Source organism: Shewanella psychropiezotolerans, from assembly GCF_007197555.1.
Classification (GTDB): Bacteria; Pseudomonadota; Gammaproteobacteria; order Enterobacterales; family Shewanellaceae; genus Shewanella; species Shewanella psychropiezotolerans.
The window spans coordinates 2758314-2778115 of record NZ_CP041614.1; the positions used below are offsets into that span (position 1 = coordinate 2758314).

At 43.0% G+C, this 19802-nt stretch carries 15 protein-coding genes, 4 tRNA genes and 1 pseudogene; 13 read left to right on the plus strand and 7 right to left on the minus strand.

What is annotated here, in order from left to right; translation table 11 throughout:
• Nucleotides 1-228 precede the first annotated feature (228 nt).
• The gene (gene rmf / locus FM037_RS12230) at nucleotides 229-405 is read left to right on the plus strand and encodes a ribosome modulation factor (RefSeq protein WP_077751127.1); all 177 of its coding nucleotides are present in this window, start codon (nucleotides 229-231) and stop codon (nucleotides 403-405) included.
• A 99-nt stretch (nucleotides 406-504) separates the two neighbouring features.
• Here rmf and fabA read toward each other — a convergent pair whose 3' ends face one another.
• Nucleotides 505-1020 (minus strand): bifunctional 3-hydroxydecanoyl-ACP dehydratase/trans-2-decenoyl-ACP isomerase, encoded by a 516-nt coding sequence (gene fabA, locus FM037_RS12235; protein ID WP_144046236.1) that lies wholly within the window; start codon nucleotides 1018-1020, stop codon nucleotides 505-507.
• Nucleotides 1021-1088: 68 nt separating this feature from the next.
• Complete coding sequence (locus tag FM037_RS12240) at nucleotides 1089-2858, minus strand: S16 family serine protease (RefSeq protein WP_144046237.1); 1770 nt, start codon at nucleotides 2856-2858, stop codon at nucleotides 1089-1091.
• 547 nt (nucleotides 2859-3405) lie between these two features.
• Here FM037_RS12240 and FM037_RS12245 point away from each other — a divergent pair.
• The 11 genes from FM037_RS12245 to rplY all read left to right on the plus strand — a co-directional run bounded on the left by FM037_RS12245 (nucleotide 3406) and on the right by rplY (nucleotide 12168).
• A tRNA-Ser gene (locus FM037_RS12245) sits at nucleotides 3406-3496 on the plus strand.
• Nucleotides 3497-4117: 621 nt separating this feature from the next.
• Complete coding sequence (gene uvrY / locus FM037_RS12250) at nucleotides 4118-4762, plus strand: UvrY/SirA/GacA family response regulator transcription factor (protein ID WP_144046238.1); 645 nt, start codon at nucleotides 4118-4120, stop codon at nucleotides 4760-4762.
• Nucleotides 4763-4852: 90 nt separating this feature from the next.
• Nucleotides 4853-6682, plus strand: coding sequence for an excinuclease ABC subunit UvrC (gene uvrC / locus FM037_RS12255; protein WP_144046239.1), 1830 nt, complete (start codon nucleotides 4853-4855; stop codon nucleotides 6680-6682).
• Between the two features lie 396 nt (nucleotides 6683-7078).
• Nucleotides 7079-7636, plus strand: a complete 558-nt coding sequence (gene pgsA / locus FM037_RS12260) for a CDP-diacylglycerol--glycerol-3-phosphate 3-phosphatidyltransferase (protein WP_144046240.1) — start codon at nucleotides 7079-7081, stop codon at nucleotides 7634-7636.
• A gap of 152 nt (nucleotides 7637-7788) precedes the next feature.
• Nucleotides 7789-7864 (plus strand) — tRNA-Gly (locus FM037_RS12265).
• 191 nt (nucleotides 7865-8055) lie between these two features.
• Nucleotides 8056-8129 (plus strand) — tRNA-Cys (locus tag FM037_RS12270).
• Nucleotides 8130-8216: 87 nt separating this feature from the next.
• A tRNA-Leu gene (locus FM037_RS12275) sits at nucleotides 8217-8302 on the plus strand.
• A gap of 636 nt (nucleotides 8303-8938) precedes the next feature.
• Entirely contained in the window at nucleotides 8939-9502 is a 564-nt protein-coding gene (locus FM037_RS12285; protein ID WP_144046242.1) for a type IV pilin protein, read from the plus strand.
• A 173-nt stretch (nucleotides 9503-9675) separates the two neighbouring features.
• The gene (locus FM037_RS12290) at nucleotides 9676-11076 is read left to right on the plus strand and encodes a L,D-transpeptidase family protein (RefSeq protein ID WP_185977018.1); all 1401 of its coding nucleotides are present in this window, start codon (nucleotides 9676-9678) and stop codon (nucleotides 11074-11076) included.
• A 163-nt stretch (nucleotides 11077-11239) separates the two neighbouring features.
• The gene (locus FM037_RS12295; protein WP_152830403.1) at nucleotides 11240-11734 is read left to right on the plus strand and encodes a DUF882 domain-containing protein; all 495 of its coding nucleotides are present in this window, start codon (nucleotides 11240-11242) and stop codon (nucleotides 11732-11734) included.
• A gap of 146 nt (nucleotides 11735-11880) precedes the next feature.
• The gene (gene rplY / locus FM037_RS12300; RefSeq protein ID WP_144046245.1) at nucleotides 11881-12168 is read left to right on the plus strand and encodes a 50S ribosomal protein L25; all 288 of its coding nucleotides are present in this window, start codon (nucleotides 11881-11883) and stop codon (nucleotides 12166-12168) included.
• Nucleotides 12169-12230: 62 nt separating this feature from the next.
• On the opposite strand, the gene FM037_RS12305 is transcribed toward rplY, so the two are convergent.
• From FM037_RS12305 to sodB, 4 genes are all read right to left on the minus strand, one after another.
• Nucleotides 12231-13760 carry a SpoVR family protein gene (locus FM037_RS12305; protein WP_144046246.1) on the minus strand — a complete coding sequence of 510 codons (1530 nt, stop codon included), beginning with the start codon at nucleotides 13758-13760 and terminating at the stop codon, nucleotides 12231-12233.
• A gap of 9 nt (nucleotides 13761-13769) precedes the next feature.
• Nucleotides 13770-15038 (minus strand): YeaH/YhbH family protein, encoded by a 1269-nt coding sequence (locus tag FM037_RS12310; protein ID WP_144046247.1) that lies wholly within the window; start codon nucleotides 15036-15038, stop codon nucleotides 13770-13772.
• Nucleotides 15039-15090: 52 nt separating this feature from the next.
• On the minus strand, nucleotides 15091-17025 hold the full coding sequence (locus FM037_RS12315; protein WP_144046248.1) for a PrkA family serine protein kinase: 1935 nt from the start codon (nucleotides 17023-17025) through the stop codon (nucleotides 15091-15093).
• 260 nt (nucleotides 17026-17285) lie between these two features.
• Entirely contained in the window at nucleotides 17286-17867 is a 582-nt protein-coding gene (sodB, locus tag FM037_RS12320) for a superoxide dismutase [Fe] (RefSeq protein WP_144046249.1), read from the minus strand.
• Nucleotides 17868-18074: 207 nt separating this feature from the next.
• Here sodB and grxD point away from each other — a divergent pair, with 207 nt between their 5' ends.
• Nucleotides 18075-18428 carry a Grx4 family monothiol glutaredoxin gene (gene grxD, locus FM037_RS12325; RefSeq protein ID WP_144046250.1) on the plus strand — a complete coding sequence of 118 codons (354 nt, stop codon included), beginning with the start codon at nucleotides 18075-18077 and terminating at the stop codon, nucleotides 18426-18428.
• A gap of 79 nt (nucleotides 18429-18507) precedes the next feature.
• On the opposite strand, the pseudogene FM037_RS12330 reads toward grxD, so the two are convergent.
• A pseudogene (locus FM037_RS12330) lies at nucleotides 18508-19739 on the minus strand (uracil-xanthine permease family protein).
• Nucleotides 19740-19802 lie beyond the last annotated feature (63 nt).

The following is a 19802-nucleotide window of genomic DNA, read 5'->3' on the forward strand; positions in this document are numbered from 1 at the left end:
ATTTGAAATAACTAAGGTTAGTGCTTGTAATAATGAGTGCAGACTCTAGTAGAACAAGTTCATAGAAAAGTCGAGGTAATAGCCTCGATTTTTTTTGTCTAAAAAACTCAATAGCTTAAAAAATAACCATGAAAAATGGTTAAATTTTGATTGATCTTGAGTCGAAAAAGATCTATTTCTATCAGGTGAAGCTATTGCTTCTTTGTATGTAAAACAGAGGATGCTTGCATGAAGAGACAAAAAAGAGATCGTTTAGACAGAGCTTTTTCGAAAGGATTTCAAGCCGGAGTTGGCGGCCGCTCAAAGGAGAATTGTCCGTACTCGACACTTGATTCTAAGTCACAATGGTTAGGGGGGTGGCGCGAAGGCGTAGATGGCCGAATAACTGGCTTATTTAATAAGTAACGCAGCATTTTGCCCTCCTGATAACAGATAACTGTAGTCGAAGAGGGCATTTTTATATCTGGTTTATTAGGCTTAAAACCACAGGCGTAGAAATAAAGTCTAGAAGTTGCTGGTATCTGTGAAGATGCCGACTTTCAAATCTTTAGCGCTGTAGATCTCGCGTCCATCGACTTCCATGGTCGCATCAGCGATACCCATGGTGAGTTTGCGGTAAACTTTACGCTTAATCGTCAGCTTATAGGTGACTTTCTTAGCATCGGGAAGTACTTGTCCGGTAAATTTAACCTCTCCCACACCTAATGCTCGCCCTTTACCTTCGGCGCCTTCCCAACCGAGGAAGAAACCTACTAACTGCCACATAGCATCCAGACCCAGACAACCCGGCATAACGGGATCATTTTCGAAATGACAGCCGAAAAACCACAATTTTGGGTCGATATCCAATTCTGCAACAATTTCACCTTTTCCGAATTCACCACCATCGGCATTTATCTTAACGATGCGATCGATCATCAACATATTGTTTATCGGCAGACGTGGCGAGTCTTTACCGAATAACTCAGCATGACCACAGGCGATAAGCTCTTCTTTACTGAAACTGTTTGCATTACTCATTGATTTACTTCACTCCAACAATATGAGCAGCCAAGATTAGCGAACACGTGTACGCTAAACAACTCCGATCAGCTAGAAAACTTCAATTTTCGGAGCAACTTCTCAAAAAATGTACTTTCTTCATCAGAATAACCCGCTAAATTTGCTAATCGACCCTGGACCAGACCATAGAGGGACTCTTCAGGAAAATCATTATTTTCATCGGCAACACCGGCATTGACCTTCATTAGTAGCTCGACGGCTTCATCGATATGTTCTATTTGGAAAAGGCTAAACTTTTCGGCTTCAATCGCTGCGACGAGTTTCGCTGAAAGGTTGAGTTGTTGGGTGTTGGCTGTGGGGATTATAACCCCTTGATTGCCCGTTAGTCCGCGACGTTCACATAAGTTAAAGAAGCCTTCAATTTTCTCATTGACGCCCCCTATGGCTTGTACTTGACCGAATTGATCTATGGCACCGGTTGCCGCAATACTTTGATTAATCGGTTTCTCTGTAATTGCAGATATCAAACTGCAATATTCAGCAAGCGAGGCGCTGTCTCCATCGATCTCTTGATAGGATTGCTCGAAGACGATGTTGGCATTTAAGTGTAGTGGGGCATCTTTACCAAAGATGCGATATAAGCAAGAAGATAAAATCATCATTCCCTTAGCATGGATATTTCCCCCCAGTTCAGATTTTCTTTCTATGTCGGCGACCTCTCCATCGCCATAATGAACCGAAGCGGTAATACGTGCAGGCTCTCCATAGCAGTATTCAACCGTTTCGAGTACCGTCAGACCGTTAATTTGACCGATCCTCTCGCCATCTGTTGGTAAGTTTATAAACTTATCATCGAAATTTTGTGCCGATAGTGTCTCAGAGGCGTTATGGCGCAGCTGATAACGCGTCAAGGCGTAGGCGATATCGTTAGCCGAAATGTCAGACTCTCCACTATATGCGCGAGCCTGAGATAAGAGTTGCCCCACTTGAGATGATAGCAAGGTCAGGCGTCGCTGATGATCGGCTAATCGTGCACTGTATAGAAACAAAGGTGCTAAGGCTGATTGAGATAGAGATACTTGATTGAGCGCGGCAACAGAAATTAACCAGTTGCCATATTCTTCTTCGGTGTGATGGGTCAAATCCAGTTCGTAGCTCATCTCTCCCAGAAGAGGAAAATGAGTTGAAAACTGACTCTCTTCTATCCAGCAGGTACTATATTGAGTACTGCTGCCGACGAGTACAATCTTGCAATTGAGGGGCACAGGCGGAAGCTGAGAATGTATTCTATAACTCTTAGATGACAAAATATTGAGTAGCAGATCCCACAAACCTTCTCGCTTCCACAGGGAGTCAGCACAGATAAACAGGGTATGGCATTGGGCTAGTGCGCCAGCTTGATATTGGAGTTTATCGAGATTATCTGCATTTATAGGATGTTGGCTGGTATTTAAAAATCTACCGACTAAATCAGTACGTTTAATATTACCCGATAGGTAAGCGTAAGTTTGCTTTTTATGGGTGAAAACTAGCGATTCTTTCTCTTCATCCTGTACTAAGTCTTGTTCATCTATCCACTGAAATCTAGGTGTGTTGCTATCATTTGAACCAATGAGCAGCTGAGAAGCCTTATTATCTTGCTGGCTAGCTAACGCATCAATGAATGCTTTCCTATCTATACCGGCAAAATCTGCAAGATACATATGCTGGTGTGGGGTTTTAGTCAACAGTGTGAAAGCGTCAACGACTCTCTCTTGACCTAAAAGCAGACTGTTCTTTTCGTTTTTTAGTGTTGAGAGTACAGGAAGGTTATGCTGAGGCGTTAATGATGACACTGGAATGACGTTTGGATTCATAGAAACATTAGCTACTTTAAAAATAGAAATCAGAATTGTGATTATTGATATGTTAGCACATCGAGTGTATAGCCCATATTCTAATTGAAGCTTAGACTCTGAGTTATGAGAGAAATTGCAGTAATTAGAGCTCGATAGGTGCAGACTAGACTATTTAATACCAATTCCACTAAATAGGTGATCAATTCAGAGCCATTCAGGCTTTTCAATTCAAGGCGCATTAATGAGGAAATGGTTGTTCCCTTTTAAGTTAATGCAACGCAGAAGTGGAATGTCTGAGAGGTTCACATAGTGCGGGGTTCAAAGCACTTTATGCTGCGTTAGATACTTTAGATATAGAATAACTATTAGCTTCAAGCATCCGCCTTGCCTACAGCGCTTTGAACTCCCGCTGAAAGATCACATTATTAGTGGAACTGGTATATTAAAGCCAAGCTTAAGCATCTGCTATCTTCCACGAAATATTGTGTGTTACCTAGCCACTTAACCCAAATCTTAAAAAAAGAGTTTACTTCGAACTTAGATACTTATAGTATTCGCAGCGTTCGGAGAGATGGCAGAGTGGTCGAATGCACCGGTCTTGAAAACCGGCATGGGTTTATAGCCCATCTAGGGTTCAAATCCCTATCTCTCCGCCACATTTAAGAGAAAACCCCAGCAGAAATGTTGGGGTTTTTTCGTTCGTAAATATATATTTTTTGAGTCATGGGTTTATAGCATATCAATGTAGGGTTCAAATCCCTATCTCTCAGCCATATTCAAGGAAAAATGCTACTCGAAAGAGTAGCATTTTTTCGTTTTAGAAGATGATAGGAATATGAACCTTTGGTTCCTATTGTTTGAAGTCAGCTATCTCTTGGCCACATTCAAGACGAAGCCTCAGCAGAAATGTTGGGGTTTTTTCGTTTTCTGTTTTGTGCATTTTAGATAGTAAAAAGAAGCAGCAACAAAATCTCATTCATCGTCTGAGTATTCGATTCAGGGCTGAAAGCATTTACCTGCCAGTTATTTGGCTTTCTTATTGCGCTATTTAATGCTCGACTATCGAGTTAATCATGATGGGTTTAATCTATGTCTGCATAAATAAAAGAAATACAATATCTTGATTATTATCTACTCAATGTAAGGGCTTACCTGCGATTAATCAACTAGCATATTAAAAAACGAGCTTTCTTATTGAGGGTTTATGGGCTAAATTAGCATTAAATAAGAATTTGAATCAGGCAAGATTCTTCACATTTACCCTAAGGTAATTTGAATTGATTTCAGTATATTTAGTTGATGATCATGAGCTAGTCCGCACCGGAATTCGCCGTATTCTTGAAGATGAGCGGGGCATTAAAGTCGTGGGCGAAGCGGGCGATGGTGAAACAGCGGTTCAATGGAGTAGAAGTAACGAAGCCGATGTCATCCTGATGGACATGAATATGCCTGGGATCGGTGGCTTGGAAGCAACGCGTAAAATTTTACGTTATCAGTCACATGCAAAAATTATTGTACTAACAATTCAAACTGAAGATCCATTCCCGACCAAGGTGATGCAGGCTGGTGCATCTGGCTATCTTACCAAAGGTGCGACACCACCTGAGGTGTTACAGGCGATTAGGCAAGTGGCACATGGGCAAAGGTATCTTTCTCCGGAAATCGCCCAGCAGATGGCTCTGAGTCAATTTAACTCGAGTGATGAGAATCCATTCCAATCACTCTCTGAGCGTGAGTTACAGATCATGATGATGATCACCAATGGCGAAAAGGTGAGTGAGATTGCTGAGCAACTTAATTTGAGCCCTAAGACAGTAAATAGCTATCGCTATCGTTTATTTGCTAAATTGGGTATCAATGGTGATGTTGAGCTGACACGCCTCGCGATCCGTTATAAAATGCTTGATGCAGGGCAGTTCTAGTCATTTAACATGACTAATGTTAGAAATTCGTTAGTCATGAATAAAAACTATCGCGATTCATTAGCGTAAACAACTTTAGCCATTTTACCTATGCCAGTTCAGTTTGATTCAGTCCTTTTTTTAAAAAGTGTATCCTCATCGCCGGGCGTTTATCGCATGTATGACGCAGAGGATGCCGTCATCTATGTGGGTAAGGCCAAAGATCTTAAGAAACGCCTAAGCTCCTATTTTCGTAAAAACCTTGACCATGTAAAAACCCAAGCCCTGGTCTCTCATATCGCTAACATCGATGTGACTGTGACTCACAGTGAGACCGATGCGCTGATCCTCGAAAATGATTATATCAAGCAGTATATGCCCAGATATAACGTGTTACTTCGAGACGATAAATCCTATCCGTATATTTTACTGAGTCATCATAAACACCCTAGACTTGCCTATCATCGTGGACCTAAGAGAGACAAAGGGGCCTATTTTGGCCCTTATCCAAATGGTGGTGCTGTTAGAGAAAGCTTGCATCTGATGCAAAAAATATTTCCTATCAGACAATGTGATGATCTTTATTATAAATCTCGCTCTCGGCCATGTTTACAATATCAGATAGGTCGTTGTAGTGCCCCTTGTGTAGATAAAATCAGTAGTGAAGAGTATGAAGCTCAGGTCAAACTGGCAAGCTTATTTCTTAAGGGTAAGAATCAACAGGTGATGGTTGAGCTAGTGTCGAAAATGGAGGCTTGCGCGCAATCCCTTGAATATGAAAAAGCGGCCAGCTACCGAGATCAAATATCTGCACTGAGAAGAGTGGCTGAGCAGCAGGAGGTGTCAGGTACCTCTGGTGATATGGATGTGATTGGTGCTTATTACGCATCGGGTGTGGCTTGTTTTCATCTGCTTTTCATACGCAATGGTAAAATTTTTGGTAGCCGAAGCTACTATCCAAGTGTACCGGCTCAAACCGATATGGATGAAGTCTTGAGTGCGTTCATGATCCAGTTTTACCTCAATGGCGATAGTCAAAGGACGCTGCCGAAAGAGATTTTATTGAGTCAGAGCTTCGATGATCTGCCCCAGTTAGAGAAGGCGATACAAACGGCGCTGGATAAAAAGGTTGAGATTAAAACGAATGTACGAAGTGAGAGAGCGAATTTTTTACGCTTAGCCGTCACAAACGCGACTAATGCGGTGAATACCCGATTGTCTCATAAGAATACCGTCGAACAGCGCTTCTTATTACTAGAAGAGGCCCTGGAAATGACGACGCGAGTCCAAAGAATGGAATGTTTCGATATTAGCCACACTATGGGAGAGAGCACTGTGGCTTCCTGTGTTGTTTTTAATCGAGAAGGTCCGAACAAGGCTGACTATCGTCGTTACAACATTAATGGTATTACGCCAGGTGATGATTATGCGGCCATGAAGCAGGCGATCACTAGGCGGTTTGATAAAATTGATAAAACTGGCAAGATCCCGGATATTTTATTTATCGATGGAGGTTTAGGTCAGCTTAGAATTGCACAAAAAATCGTAGATGAAAAATTCGCTGATATTGATACGGCTCCTATGTTAATCGGTATCGCTAAAGGAGAGGGGAGAAAGCCGGGCCTGGAAACTTTGATCTATGGTGAAAATGAACTTTCTTTCTCTATCGCGGCAGACTCAGGTGCTTTGCACCTGATACAGCATATTCGTGATGAGTCTCATCGCTTTGCGATCACAGGTCATAGAAATAAGCGACAGAAGACACGCAATACTTCTACACTCGAATCCATTGCCGGTGTCGGACCTAAACGCCGCAAGGCCTTGCTACAATTTTTAGGTGGAATACAGGAAGTGAAAAGCGCAAGTGTGGCAGAAATGGCGAAAGTGCCGGGGATCAGTGTAGACATGGCGCAAAAAATACATGATTTATTACGAGGCTAGTCAGGTTTTTAGATAGCGTTAACGATTGAAGCTTGAATTTTGGTGAAACGACTCGCTTTCTCTACGGGATCAAGGGACTGAGTTGTACTCGATTCAACACATTGCTGATGATTCTCATCGCTTGGGCATCACAGGCACCATAGCAATAAGTGACAGGAAGTAAATGATCGTAGAGATGTAAGATTTACGCCTTTAAGGTCATTGTGTGTACAGTCATAAGGTCGAAAAGCGTTACCAACTTTAGGCGATGCACAGTAAATGAAGGGTGCAAGCGTGACTGATATGAGCAAAAGAGCCCCAGATTAGACTCGAAATGGCATAAACAATACATGATTCATTGCGAGGCTAGCTAAATTAAGGCAAAATTGGCGCTGCTTTTAAACTATTGGTTTTCTCATGCCGTTTAATATACCTATAGCTTTAACTTTGTTCAGAATATTTCTGTTACCTGTGTTTATAGTGGTTTTCTACCTTCCTTACTCTTGGGCGCCTTTTGCAGCAGCCTTTATTTTTTGGTTAGCAGCTGTTACCGATGCATTAGATGGCTATGCAGCTCGAAAATTAAAGCAGTCTACTCGATTCGGTGCTTTTCTGGATCCCGTGGCTGATAAGATCATGGTTACCACCGCACTCGTTCTGCTGGTTGCCGATAACAATAATATATGGCTCACATTACCGGCATTATTCATGATTGGTCGCGAGATAGTTATTTCGGCGCTGCGTGAATGGATGGCTGAGATTGGTAAGAGAGGGGCCGTTGCTGTCTCCTGGATCGGTAAATATAAGACGGCTGCACAGATGGTGGCTATCACAGGTCTTATCTGGCATCCCAACGATCTCCTTACCTATGCTGCATACGCACTATTTTACGTTGCCACAGTCCTCACTTTTTGGTCAATGATGAATTATATCTTGGCCGCTTGGGGGGATTTGACGGCGGAATCGGGTAATTAAAATGCAATGAGGCTATTTAGTATTCAAGCAGTCATTTATCGGCAAATATGCGATTGACTCTTGATGCTAAATCGGTAGAATGCCATTTCGCAGTCAGGGGAAAGATTCTTAGGAAACAACTTGCTGCAAAATAAGATGTGTATTGATGTAAAGCGACATTAGCTCAGTTGGTAGAGCGATACCTTGCCAAGGTATAGGTCATCGGTTCGAACCCGATATGTCGCTCCAATCATATTGTGACCTAAAAGACGTGCGACATTAGCTCAGTTGACTTTTTATTTATATCAACTGTGCGATACCTAGTTATAGGTTATCGGTGATTTGTTTCGAACCCGATATGTCGCTCCAATCATACAGGTCATAGGTTCGAACCTCTCTTTATAAGAGAAGGTCGCTCCAATAATACAAGATAAAAAATTGGCGCGATGGCAGAATGGCTATGCTACGGATTGCAAATCCGTCTATCTCGGTTCGACTCCGGGTCGCGCCTCCATATTTAGATTGTGATGAGTTTGGCTTTTTATTAAGAGCAAAACAGTATTAACTACCGATAATACGTATCATCAAAGTCAACGAGTTTGCCCGAGTGGTGGAATCGGTAGACACAAGGGATTTAAAATCCCTCGCTTAATAGGCGTGCCGGTTCAAGTCCGGCCTCGGGTACCATCATTTAAGCCCTGACAGTAGTCAGGGCTTTTTTGTATCTAAATATCCAGAAATAGATTTAAAATCCCTCGCTACTCTTCATAGGGCATTTCAATCAGTTTGATCAAATAGTCGATCGCACCAGCTTAGTAAGCTTTTAATATATCGAGCCGTCAACATGACGATAGGGGATTTAGTAGCAGAAATTAACTCCGCAATCTCATAGCCATCCATGTCGGGCATGTTGATATCGAGTAAGAACTACTGCAAATTTATCATTTATCAGCTTAGATAATGTCTTACAGCCTGAGCTGGCCAGTACAAGCTGGGTATTTGTTAAGGGCTGTAATGCCCTTCGCCAAGGCGATATGATTATTGTGCAGATCATCAAGGATGAGAATTTTGTTTACGTGCAGGACCATTTTCTCATCATACGTTTATCTTCCTTGAGAACTGTGCCGAGAGGTCTTTGATTAACTGAGTGTAGACCAGGATTTGATAACCTCCTTAATTCTAGGATTATGTATTTTAACCGTTTTGTTCTGTGACCTAGGTTAAGAATTTAGATAATTTGCTACCAAGTTCGTGACTCTGAAAGCCTGGGTACGATATAATGTATACGTTTTATTTTGTATCAGTAGTAGAAGGTTGTTGGTTATGAAAGGTGTTGTTTCAAAAGGTTTTACCCTTATCGAGCTTGTGGTCGTTATTATTATTTTAGGTATTCTAGCAGTTATTGCCCTGCCTAAGTTCATCAATTTAGGTCAAGATGCCCATGACTCGGCGGCTAAAGGGGTTTTTGGGGCATTTCGCTCCGGGGTCACTATGTATCACAGCTGCTGGGCAGCATCGGGAGCCAGTGCTCGTGTTGAAGATCTGGTCTGTTATGGTGATGGCACTGTAGACTCGAGTGTTACAGGTTATCCCTTGAGTACGACTAATGGCGGTGATGGGACTATATTATTCGGTGATAGTTGTAAAGAAGTGTGGCAAGGGCTGCTTGAGGGGGATGACTATGTGTTAGCTCCTCATGCCGATGCCTCATTTGGTGGTCAGACTGATATCATTTACTGGTATGGTGCGGGCTCCTCAATCAGTGGCGGTTCGTATTGTTATTATAATTATATATCCGATGATCGCTCTAAGGGCTCAGAAAATTGGCAGCTCAAATATTTCCCCGGCTCAGGTGAAACTGTGATCGTTCGAGCAACTTTAAGCTAACCATTCATTCTTTTAAGTGATTGAACCTCCATTTTAAATGGAGGTTCGAAAAATCCTCCTTTCGTATTCTACTCAGCCCACCTTAAATTTTGCCATACTTAAACCACTAGCCAGATATGTTTACAACTGGTGAAAATTCGGAGATTGCATCTGTCGATCATGGAGGTGAATTTATGTTTACAAGGTGTTCGAGTGCAATGGTGTTCGCTGTCTTAATTATTTTGTTCTGTACCAGACCACTCCTTGCTATGGATAGCTCAGAAGCCGCATTTAATTCTTTGCTCTATCAAGTTCAATTTGTACGATTAATTAAACCATCAAAGCAAATTGAACAAGATTATAGGGCATTAACCTTAGGGCCCATGAAGTTAAAACAAGCCAGAGTCGAGCGGATTAAATCTGAGCTGCAGCAATTTTGGGCATCCCTAGGGATCCCTACCAATGCAATGAACATGAAAAGCTCGGAGAACTTGTTTCAACAGGTTATTTCCCTGGAGCCACTCTCTAAGGATTATCTAGCCACGAGTAATAAGATCCGCTATTTACTCTGGCTAGATCAAAAAGGGGACTGGAGTGAATTAGCCTCTAACTCTTGGTTAAAGCTGGGCGATAAACATAGCTTAGTACCTGAAATCAGTCGCAGATTAAAGGGGCTAGGCGATTTGAGAGAGTACAATCCGGTCAGTATACTGTTTGATGCTAATGTTAAAAATGGTGTTAGACTTTTTCAACAGCGTCATGGTTTGAAATTAGATGGCATTATTGGCCCCGAAACGCTTCGCTGGATCAATATTAAACCCGTGAAGCGGGCTGAATTGTTAGCGATTAACTTTATAAATAAGACCCGTTACTTAGCCTCAATTGAACCTAGTTTTTTAATTATAAACATTCCAGCATTTGAATTAGAACTTATCGATAATGGTCAAGTGGCATTGCAGTCTCGGGTGATAGTGGGTAAACCCTATCGTCAAACTCCACTATTAAGCAGTCGAATTTCAAACCTGGTGATCAATCCAAGCTGGCGTGTCCCCAGGCGTTTATTAACTCGGGATCTCTTGCCTAAAGTCAGGGAAGATGGCGGTTATATTCAGGATCGAAATTTTAATGTTTTCGATCGTCAGGGAGAAATGGTGAGTAAAACCGCGCAAGAGTGGCAAGATTTAGCTCATGGTCATTTTCCCTATCGTCTCGTTCAAAAGCCAGGAGAAGGCAATACCTTAGGACGCTATAAGTTTTATTTTGAGAATAAATACAGTGTCTATCTACACGATACTGCCGACAAGGAGTTGTTTGAAGAATCTAACCGTGCACTTTCATCCGGGTGTATACGTATTGAAAATGTCGAGGGACTAGCCAACTGGATGGCATCTAATCTGGTAACTGATAAACAGACTTGGGTCGATATGCAGACTGAACGACAAAAGACTCAATGGTTTTCTTTAGATCAGAGTCTACCCGTTCATTTGGTTTACTGGACCGCTTGGGTAGACAAGTGGGGCGCCGCTCAATTTAGAAATGATATATACCATAGAAATTCAACACTTAACTTAGCATCGGCTCGTGCGTCTCCATGAGCCTGTGATGCTTATCGTATACCTTTATTATTGTTAACTTGATATTTGTCAGGTTTCAGTTTAGTTTGTCTGCTGTTTTGCTTGAAAAATAATCAATGGTGGTAGTGTGTCTGTAGTATGTCCAACTCGTAGGCAGTTGTTGCTAGGTCTTAGTGGCGCTGCAATGTTTTCGATGGTTCCTTCTAAAGTTTATGCAAGTCGTTCGACGAAAGGCGTTCGTCGTTTAGGTTTTTATAATTTGCATACCGGGGAGCGTGGGCAGGGAAGCTATTGGGTGGATGGAAATTACCAAAGTGAGATTTTGTCAGATTTTAGTCATATTTTGAGAGATCATCGACGTAATGAATCGGCGCCTATGGATAAGCGCCTCTATAATTTGCTATTTAAGCTCAAAGAGTCGCTAAACATAGAGCAGGAATTCAATGTTATCTCGGGATATCGCTCACCTAAGACTAACGCCATGTTAGCGGCTAAAAGCAGCGGTGTAGCCAAGAAAAGCTATCATATGAAAGGTATGGCTATGGATATTGCGCTTGAGGATGTGAAGTTGACTGATCTTCGAGATGCGGCCATTGAACTTAAGTTAGGCGGTGTCGGTTACTACCCCAGATCTGGGTTTATTCATGTCGATACCGGTCCGGTCCGTACTTGGTCATAAATGATTGATGAATCTTTACGGTCGTCACAATAAAACAGTTTGTTAGCCCTATGTCATTATGCTATTATTTCGCCGCGTAAAAACGTCCTTGCTGGTCGAAAGTAGGGACACTCTGAAATTAATATTATTTTTTAAGTGAGAAAAACATGTCTTATACTATTGCTGCTGAAATCCGCACTGAAATCGGGAAAGGTTCGAGCCGCCGCCTACGTCATGCGAACAAAGTTCCTGCTGTTATCTATGGTGCTGGTAAAGAGCCTATCTCTATCAAGTTTAACCAAAAAGATATCATCAACATCCAAGAAAACAAAGAATTCTACACTGACGTTCTAACTATCGCTGTAGATGGTAAAGAAGTGAGTGTTCGTGTTCAGGCAATGCAGCGTCACGCATTCAAGACTCTTATTGAGCATGTCGATTTTACATTCGCATAATTTTTATATGTGAATGTTAAAAGCGCCTGTTGGCGCTTTTTTTGTGCCTGATTTTTATCGAACTACAGGTTATCGGACTCCTTTTCTTTATCGGGACAAGCAGCGATAACCGTGGCGACTCCTTGCTCGTTAACCTCTTCCAATCTGATGTCAAATCCCCAGAGCCTGTGCAGATGTTTTACCACCTCCTGGCAACTTTTAGCTAAAGGCATTCGATTAGTTGGAATATGTTGTAGGGTAAGTGAACGATCGCCGGTGACTGCAACTTGATGGATCTGAATATTGGGTTCAAGATTGGAAAGATTGTACTGTTGGGATAACATTTGACGTATATCTTGATATCCCTGCTCATCATGAATCGCTGAGACTGAAAGGTAGTTTTTCTTATCATTATCCAAAATACTGAACAATTTAAATTGCCTGATGATATTAGGTGACAAGTATTGGCTAATGAAGCTTTCATCTTTAAAATTTTGCATGGCAAAATGTAAAGTCTCTAACCAGTCGCTGCCAGCAATATCAGGAAACCACTCTCTGTCTTCATCGGTAGGATCTTCACAGATCCGTCTGATATCGATAAACATGTTGAAGCCCAAGGCATAAGGATTAATGCCATTGTAGTAGGGGCTGTTGTAGCTTGGCTGCACAATAACATTGGTGTGGCTCTGCAGAAACTCCATCATAAATCTGTCTGTCACTAAGCCATCATCATAGAGGTGATTTAAAATCGTGTAATGCCAAAATGTGGCCCAGCCTTCATTCATGACTTGGGTTTGTTTCTGAGGATAAAAATATTGCCCCATTTTCCTTACTATCCGCACTATCTCTCTTTGCCAGGGCTCCAATAAGGGCGCATGTTTTTCGATGAAGTAAAGTATATTTTCCTGAGGTTCCTCAGGAAACCTTAACTCGGTTTTTTCGTCCTGCTCTTGATGTGCCTTAGGCACGGTGCGCCACAGATCGTTGACCTGACTCTGGAGATATTCTTCACGCTCTTTCTGCCTGAGCTGCTCCTCTTTAAATGAGATCTCACTCGGCCGCTTATATCTATCGACCCCATAGTTCATCAGAGCGTGGCAAGAGTCTACTATCAGCTCAACCTGCTCTATGCCATGGAGCTCTTCGCACTGGCTGATATAGTTCTTGGCAAAAACCAGATAATCTATGATAGAACTGGCATCGGTCCAGGTTTTAAAAAGATAGTTATTTTTGAAGAAACTGTTATGACCGAAACTCGCGTGAGCCATCACCAAGGCTTGCATGGTGATGGTGTTTTCTTCCATCAGATAGGCGATACATGGGTCAGAATTGATGACAATTTCGTAAGCCAGTCCCATTTGACCGCGTTTATAACTCTGTTCAGTCTCAATAAATTTCTTACCGAAGGACCAATGGGTGTAGCCTAAAGGCATGCCGATACCCGCATAGGCATCCATCATCTGTTCTGCGGTGATCACTTCAATTTGGTTGGGGTAGGAGTCGAGCCGATAGTGGGCGGCAACCCTCTCTATTTCGGTTAAGTATTTCTGCAGCAGTTCGAAGTTCCAATCTGGCCCATCATCGAGCGGTGTCCGTTTCTTCTTGTTATCCATAACGCCCCCTTATACAGCTTGCTTCTTGAAGAGTTCTCTAAACACAGGATATATATCTTCTGCTTGTTTGATATGCTGTACGGCTATGTTATCGAAAGACTTCTGTAGGCCCTCATATTCGCGCCACAGTGTCTGGTGAGCTCGGTTGGTGATCTCTATGTAGCTAAAGTAACGCACTACAGGCAATAGTTTCTTCTCCAGTATTTGCTTACAACCGGGTGAGTCGTCGGCCCAGTTATCACCGTCAGATGCTTGCGCCGCATAGATATTCCACTCACTCTCCGGATAACGTTCCTTCTGGATCTGGTGCATCAGTTTCAGCGCACTGGAGACTATGGTGCCACCGGTTTCTTGTGAGTAGAAGAACTCATGTTCATCGACCTCTTTTGCTTGGGTATGGTGACGAATATAGACAACGTCTAAATTCTTATAGGTACGGGTTAGAAAGAGGTACAGCAAGATATAGAAGCGCTTGGCCATGTCTTTCGTTGCCTGATCCATAGAGCCTGATACGTCCATCAGACAGAACATGACGGCCTGACTCGAGGGGACCTCACGTTTAGCAAAGTTGTTGTACCTTAAATCGAATGTGTCAATAAAAGGCACTTTAGCTATCTTCTGTTTTAGCTCTTCAATTTGCTCTTTCAAAAACAATATACGTTCGGCTTCGGCGCCCGGGGTATTCTCGAGCTCTTCGAGTTCAATCTCTAGCTCACCGAGTAACTTCTTCTTACTCGAAGACATGGCGATACGTCTTGCCAGTGAAGACCTCAATGAACGGACAATATTGATATTGGCTGGGACACCATCATTGGTAAACCCGGCTCGATAAACCTGATATTCGACTAATTTGTTGAGTCGATTATTCTGCAGGTTAGGTAGTTCTAGATCTTCAAAAAGCAGTTCTAAGTATTCGTCTTTCGAAATTTGAAATACGAAATCGTCGTCGCCTTCTCCTGAATCGGAAGCATCTCCCTGACCCGAACCTTGGCCTCCACCGCCCGGCGGACGTTCAATCTTGTCTCCTTTGATAAACTGATCGTTGCCGGGATGGACTCGTTCTCTTATTCCACCTTGGGCTTGATGAAATGAAGGCTCACTGATGTCCTTGGTGGGAATACCAATTCTCTCGCCCTTATCGACATCGGTAACGCTACGACGCGTCACCGCATCACTCACGGCTTTTTTAATCTGTTGCTTGTAGCGATTGATAAATCGTTGACGGTTAACCGTACTTCTTCCCTTAGCATTGAGTCTTCTGTCTATGAAATTCGCCATGCGCACCTCCTGAGCATAACCGGAAGCGTGTCTTGCTCCCGGTCTGCCTATATTAAGAAGACTTACGTACTCTCAGGTACCATTCAGATAGGAGTCTGACTTGCTTCTTGGTGTAGCCTTTCTTCATCATTCGGTTGACAAAATCATCGTGTTTACGCTGATCATCCGTGGATGTTTTGGCATTGAAAGAGATCACAGGGAGCAGATCTTCAGTATTAGAGAACATCTTCTTCTCTATGACGGTTCTGAGTTTCTCATAACTAGTCCACAGAGGATTTGAGCCCTCGTTATTGGCCCGCGCCCTGAGTACAAAGTTGACAATTTCATTCCTGAAATCTTTGGGGTTGCTGATCCCGGCGGGTTTTTCGATTTTTTCCAGCTCAGCGTTGAGTGCGGAACGGTCGAAAAGCTGGCCGGTATCAGGATCCCGATATTCCTGATCTTGTATCCAGAAATCGGCATAGGTGACATAACGGTCAAAAATATTTTGTCCATACTCAGAGTAAGACTCCAAATAAGCTGTTTGTATCTCTTTACCGATAAATTCCACATATTTAGGGATCAGATAACCCTTAAGAAATTCCAGATAACGTTCGGCGGTTTCGGTGGGGAACTGCTCTTGTTCGATCTGACGTTCGAGTACATAGAAGAGATGTACAGGATTGGCCGCTATTTCAGTCTGATCGAAGTTAAATACTTTAGATAATATTTTAAAGGCAAAACGTGTCGATAGGCCCTGCATACCTTCATCGACGCCGGCATAATCGCGATATTCCTGATAGGACTTTGCCTTAGGATCTGTGTCTTTCAGGCTTTCACCGTCATAGACACGCATCTTGGAGTAAATGGATGAGTTCTCGGGTGACTTGATACGGGATAACACACTAAATTGGGCTAAGGTTTCCAGTGAGCCCGGCGCACAGGGGGCATTGGTTAGCTCAGAGTTAGACAGTAATTTCCTGTAGATCTGGATCTCCTCAGACATCCTCAAGCAATAGGGCACTTTAACGATATAAACCCTATCCAGAAAAGCTTCATTGGTTTTATTGTTGCGAAACGTCGTCCACTCAGACTCATTAGAGTGAGCCAGAATGATGCCGCTGTAGGGCAGGGCAGATAAGCCCTCGGTGCCATTATAGTTGCCTTCCTGAGTCGCCGTCAGTAGTGGATGAAGCACCTTGATTGGCGCTTTGAACATCTCGACAAACTCCATGATGCCTTGGTTTGCCCGGCACAGGGCGCCAGAGTATGAGTAGGCATCGGCGTCATTCTGCGCAAAATGCTCAAGCTGGCGAATATCCACCTTACCGACCAGAGAGGAGATATCTTGATTGTTCTCGTCACCAGGTTCAGTCTTGGCGATGGCCATCTGATCCAAAATGGAGGGGAAAACCTTTACCACCTTAAATTTGGAAATATCGCCGCCGTATTCATGTAGACGTTTTACTGCCCAAGGAGACATGATGCACTTAAGATATCGGATGGGAATATTGTATTCTTTTGCCAATAACTCACTGTCTTCATCAGGATTAAATAAACAGAATGGGTGGTCGTTAACAGGACTTCTAACGCCATTGGCGGTTAGCACATAGATAGGGATTTTCTGCATCAAGTCTTTCAGTTTCTCAGCCAGAGAAGACTTACCGCCACCGACTGGGCCGAGGAGATACAATATCTGTTTCGATTCCTCTAAACCTTGTGCGGAATGTTTAAGGTAAGCTACGATCTGTTCTATGGCCTCCTCCATACCGTAGAAATCTTTGAATGCCGGGAACCGAGAAATCAGCCGGTTTGAGAAAATACGACTGAGAATTGGATCCTTGGAAGTATCTGTGATCTCAGCGTCACCGATAGCGAGTAGCAGCCGTTCGGCAGCCGATGCATATGCACTTCGGTCTTGTTTGCTGATCTCTAAAAACTCTTGCAGAGAATACTCTTCGTCGAGTTTCTGTTCGTAGCGCTGTTGGTAATGCTCAAAAATGCCCATATTCCACCCCCTGAAACGCCTAAAAAGTGTGTAAGCGATAACGGAAAACCAGTCTCCTACTTTTAATATTAGACCTAAAAAATAAACTGCGTCATAAAAAAGTCAAATAAAACAAAGAGAAACAGTTGCAAATGCAACTGTTGCACTTGTAGTCAGGAGGCGTTTCAGTGGAACTTACCGGGAAGAATAAAAAAAGGAGCCTAAATGGCTCCCTCTTGTCTGTGTGCTAGGTTTTTACCCAGGCATTATCTTTCGGCGAGTTACGCGAAATTTTGATTAACGAAATCCCAGTTAACCAATTCCCAGTAATGGGCCAAATAATCAGGACGTACGTTACGGTAATCGATGTAGTAAGCATGTTCCCATATATCGACTGTCATGATTGGGGTAACTGTGCTATCGGTCAAAGGTGTAGCAGCATTGCTAGTATTAACAATCGCTACGCTACCGTCAGCATTCTTAACTAGCCAAGTCCATGCGCTACCGAAGTTATTGACGGCCGAATCGGTGAACTTAGCTTTGAACGCTTCAAAAGAACCAAAGGCGTCATCAATCGCCTTAGCCACTGCACCCGTTGCTGCGCCGCCACCATTAGGTGATAAGCAGTTCCAGTAGAAAGTGTGGTTCCAGATTTGTGCGGCATTGTTGAAGATACCGCCAGTTGACGTTTTGATGATCTCTTCAAGGCTTTTTTCAGCAAGTTCAGTGCCGTCAACTAGACCATTTAGCTTAACAACATAGGTGTTGTGGTGTTTGCCATAATGAAATTCAATAGTCTCTTGCGAGATATGAGGTTCTAGTGCGTCTTTTGCATACGGTAATGCAGGTAGTTCAAAAGCCATGAGTTGCTCCACTCTAAGTTAGGTTTATTATATTTCTAGAATTTAATTCTACTTGAAAATTCCTTATCAGTATCTTCAATTTCTCGATTAAATCAATAAAAATGTTTATATTTAATAACCTTTTAAAAAGTAGGTTTTTTTTATGGGTAAACCTGAAGTACAATAGGAGAAATTATTAGTAATTGTGCGTGCAGTTTAGGAATTGAAATGGAAACAAACGAAACAGTAGAGAAAATCAAGGCACAACTCGCCGAAAACCCAATCATAGTCTACATGAAAGGTTCTCCCAAATTGCCTAGTTGTGGCTTCTCATCCCAGGTTGCTGAAATCATGATCAACTGTAATGCACAATTTGCGTTTGTTGATATTCTGCAGAATCCGGATATCCGCTCTGAACTACCGAAATACGCCAACTGGCCGACTTTTCCTCAGCTCTGGATTGAAGGTGAGTTGATCGGTGGTTGTGATATCTTGACTGAAATGTACCAGAAAGGTGAGCTGCAGACGCTTATCACTGAGACAGCGGCAAAATATGCTTCTGAAGATGAAAAGAACGCTTAATTTTAGTTAAGCGAGTCAGTCAAAAAAAGCCTTTCATTTGAAAGGCTTTTTTATGGGACTAGCATTTTACTTATTAGTATTAAGCCGGCTCTGACTCAGTGTCTTTAGACATAGGTAATAACAAGTTCATGGTGATCGCTACGATACCGCACAGACTGATCCCGGTCAGGCTAAATGAGCCGATACCCAAGGCCATGCCGCCGATGCCAAATACCAGAGTGACTCCTACGATACAGAGATTTCTTGGCTCGGTGAGATCCACCTGATTCTTAATTAGTGAGTTTAACCCTACCGCTGCAATCGATCCGAACAAGAGGCACATGATACCGCCCATCACAGGGACGGGGATGGTCAGCATGATGGCGCCGAGCTTGCCAACAAAGGCGAGAATAATGGCAGTAATAGCAGTCCATGTCATGATCACTGGATTAAATGACTTGGTTAAGGTGACTGCACCAGTCACTTCTGAATAGGTCGTGTTTGGTGGTCCACCGAAAGCCGAGGCGGCAATCGTTGCTACACCGTCACCGGCAAGGGTTCTGTGTAGTCCAGGCTTCTTCAGATAATCTTTCCCCGTAACGTTAGAGATAGCCAGAATATCGCCGATATGCTCCACGGCTGGCGCAATGGCGACGGGGATCATAAATGCAATGGCATGCCAGTTAAATTCCGGGGCGACGAAATTGGGCATGGCTATCCAACTGGCTTGGGCGACTGGGGTAAAGTCGACGATGCCAAAACTGAGACTTAAACCATAACCCACTAGAATACCGGCTAAGATGGGCATCAATCTGAAGATCCCTTTAGCAAAGATGGCGATGCCTATTGTGGTAAGCAGGGCACCGAGTGAGATGATTAACGCGATATTTTGCTCCACTATAACCAGAGAGCCATCACCACTCTTGCCCATGGCCATATTCACGGCGACCGGGGCCAAACCCAGTCCTATTACCATGATAACGGGCCCGATAACGACGGGGGGAAGTAGACGTTTGATGAAACCATCACCCCGAACTTTGACCAGACTGGCTAAAATCAGATAGACAACACCGGCTGCCATCAGTCCCCCCATGGTAGATGGGATCCCCAAGTCTGTACGCCGTACATGATAGGGGCTATAAAGGCGAATGAAGAGGCGAGAAAAATGGGGATCTGCCTTTTAGTGATTAACTGGAAAATCAGTGTGCCTATACCTGCGGTAAACAGGGCAACATTAGTGTCTAATCCTGTCAATAAAGGCATTAATACCAAGGCGCCAAAAGCCACAAACAGCATTTGAGCCCCTTGAAGGGCGAGGGCGAAATTTTTCATTATTATCTCTGTTATTGGGTACCTGGCTAATGTTAACAGTATGAGAAAACTTTCATAGTAATT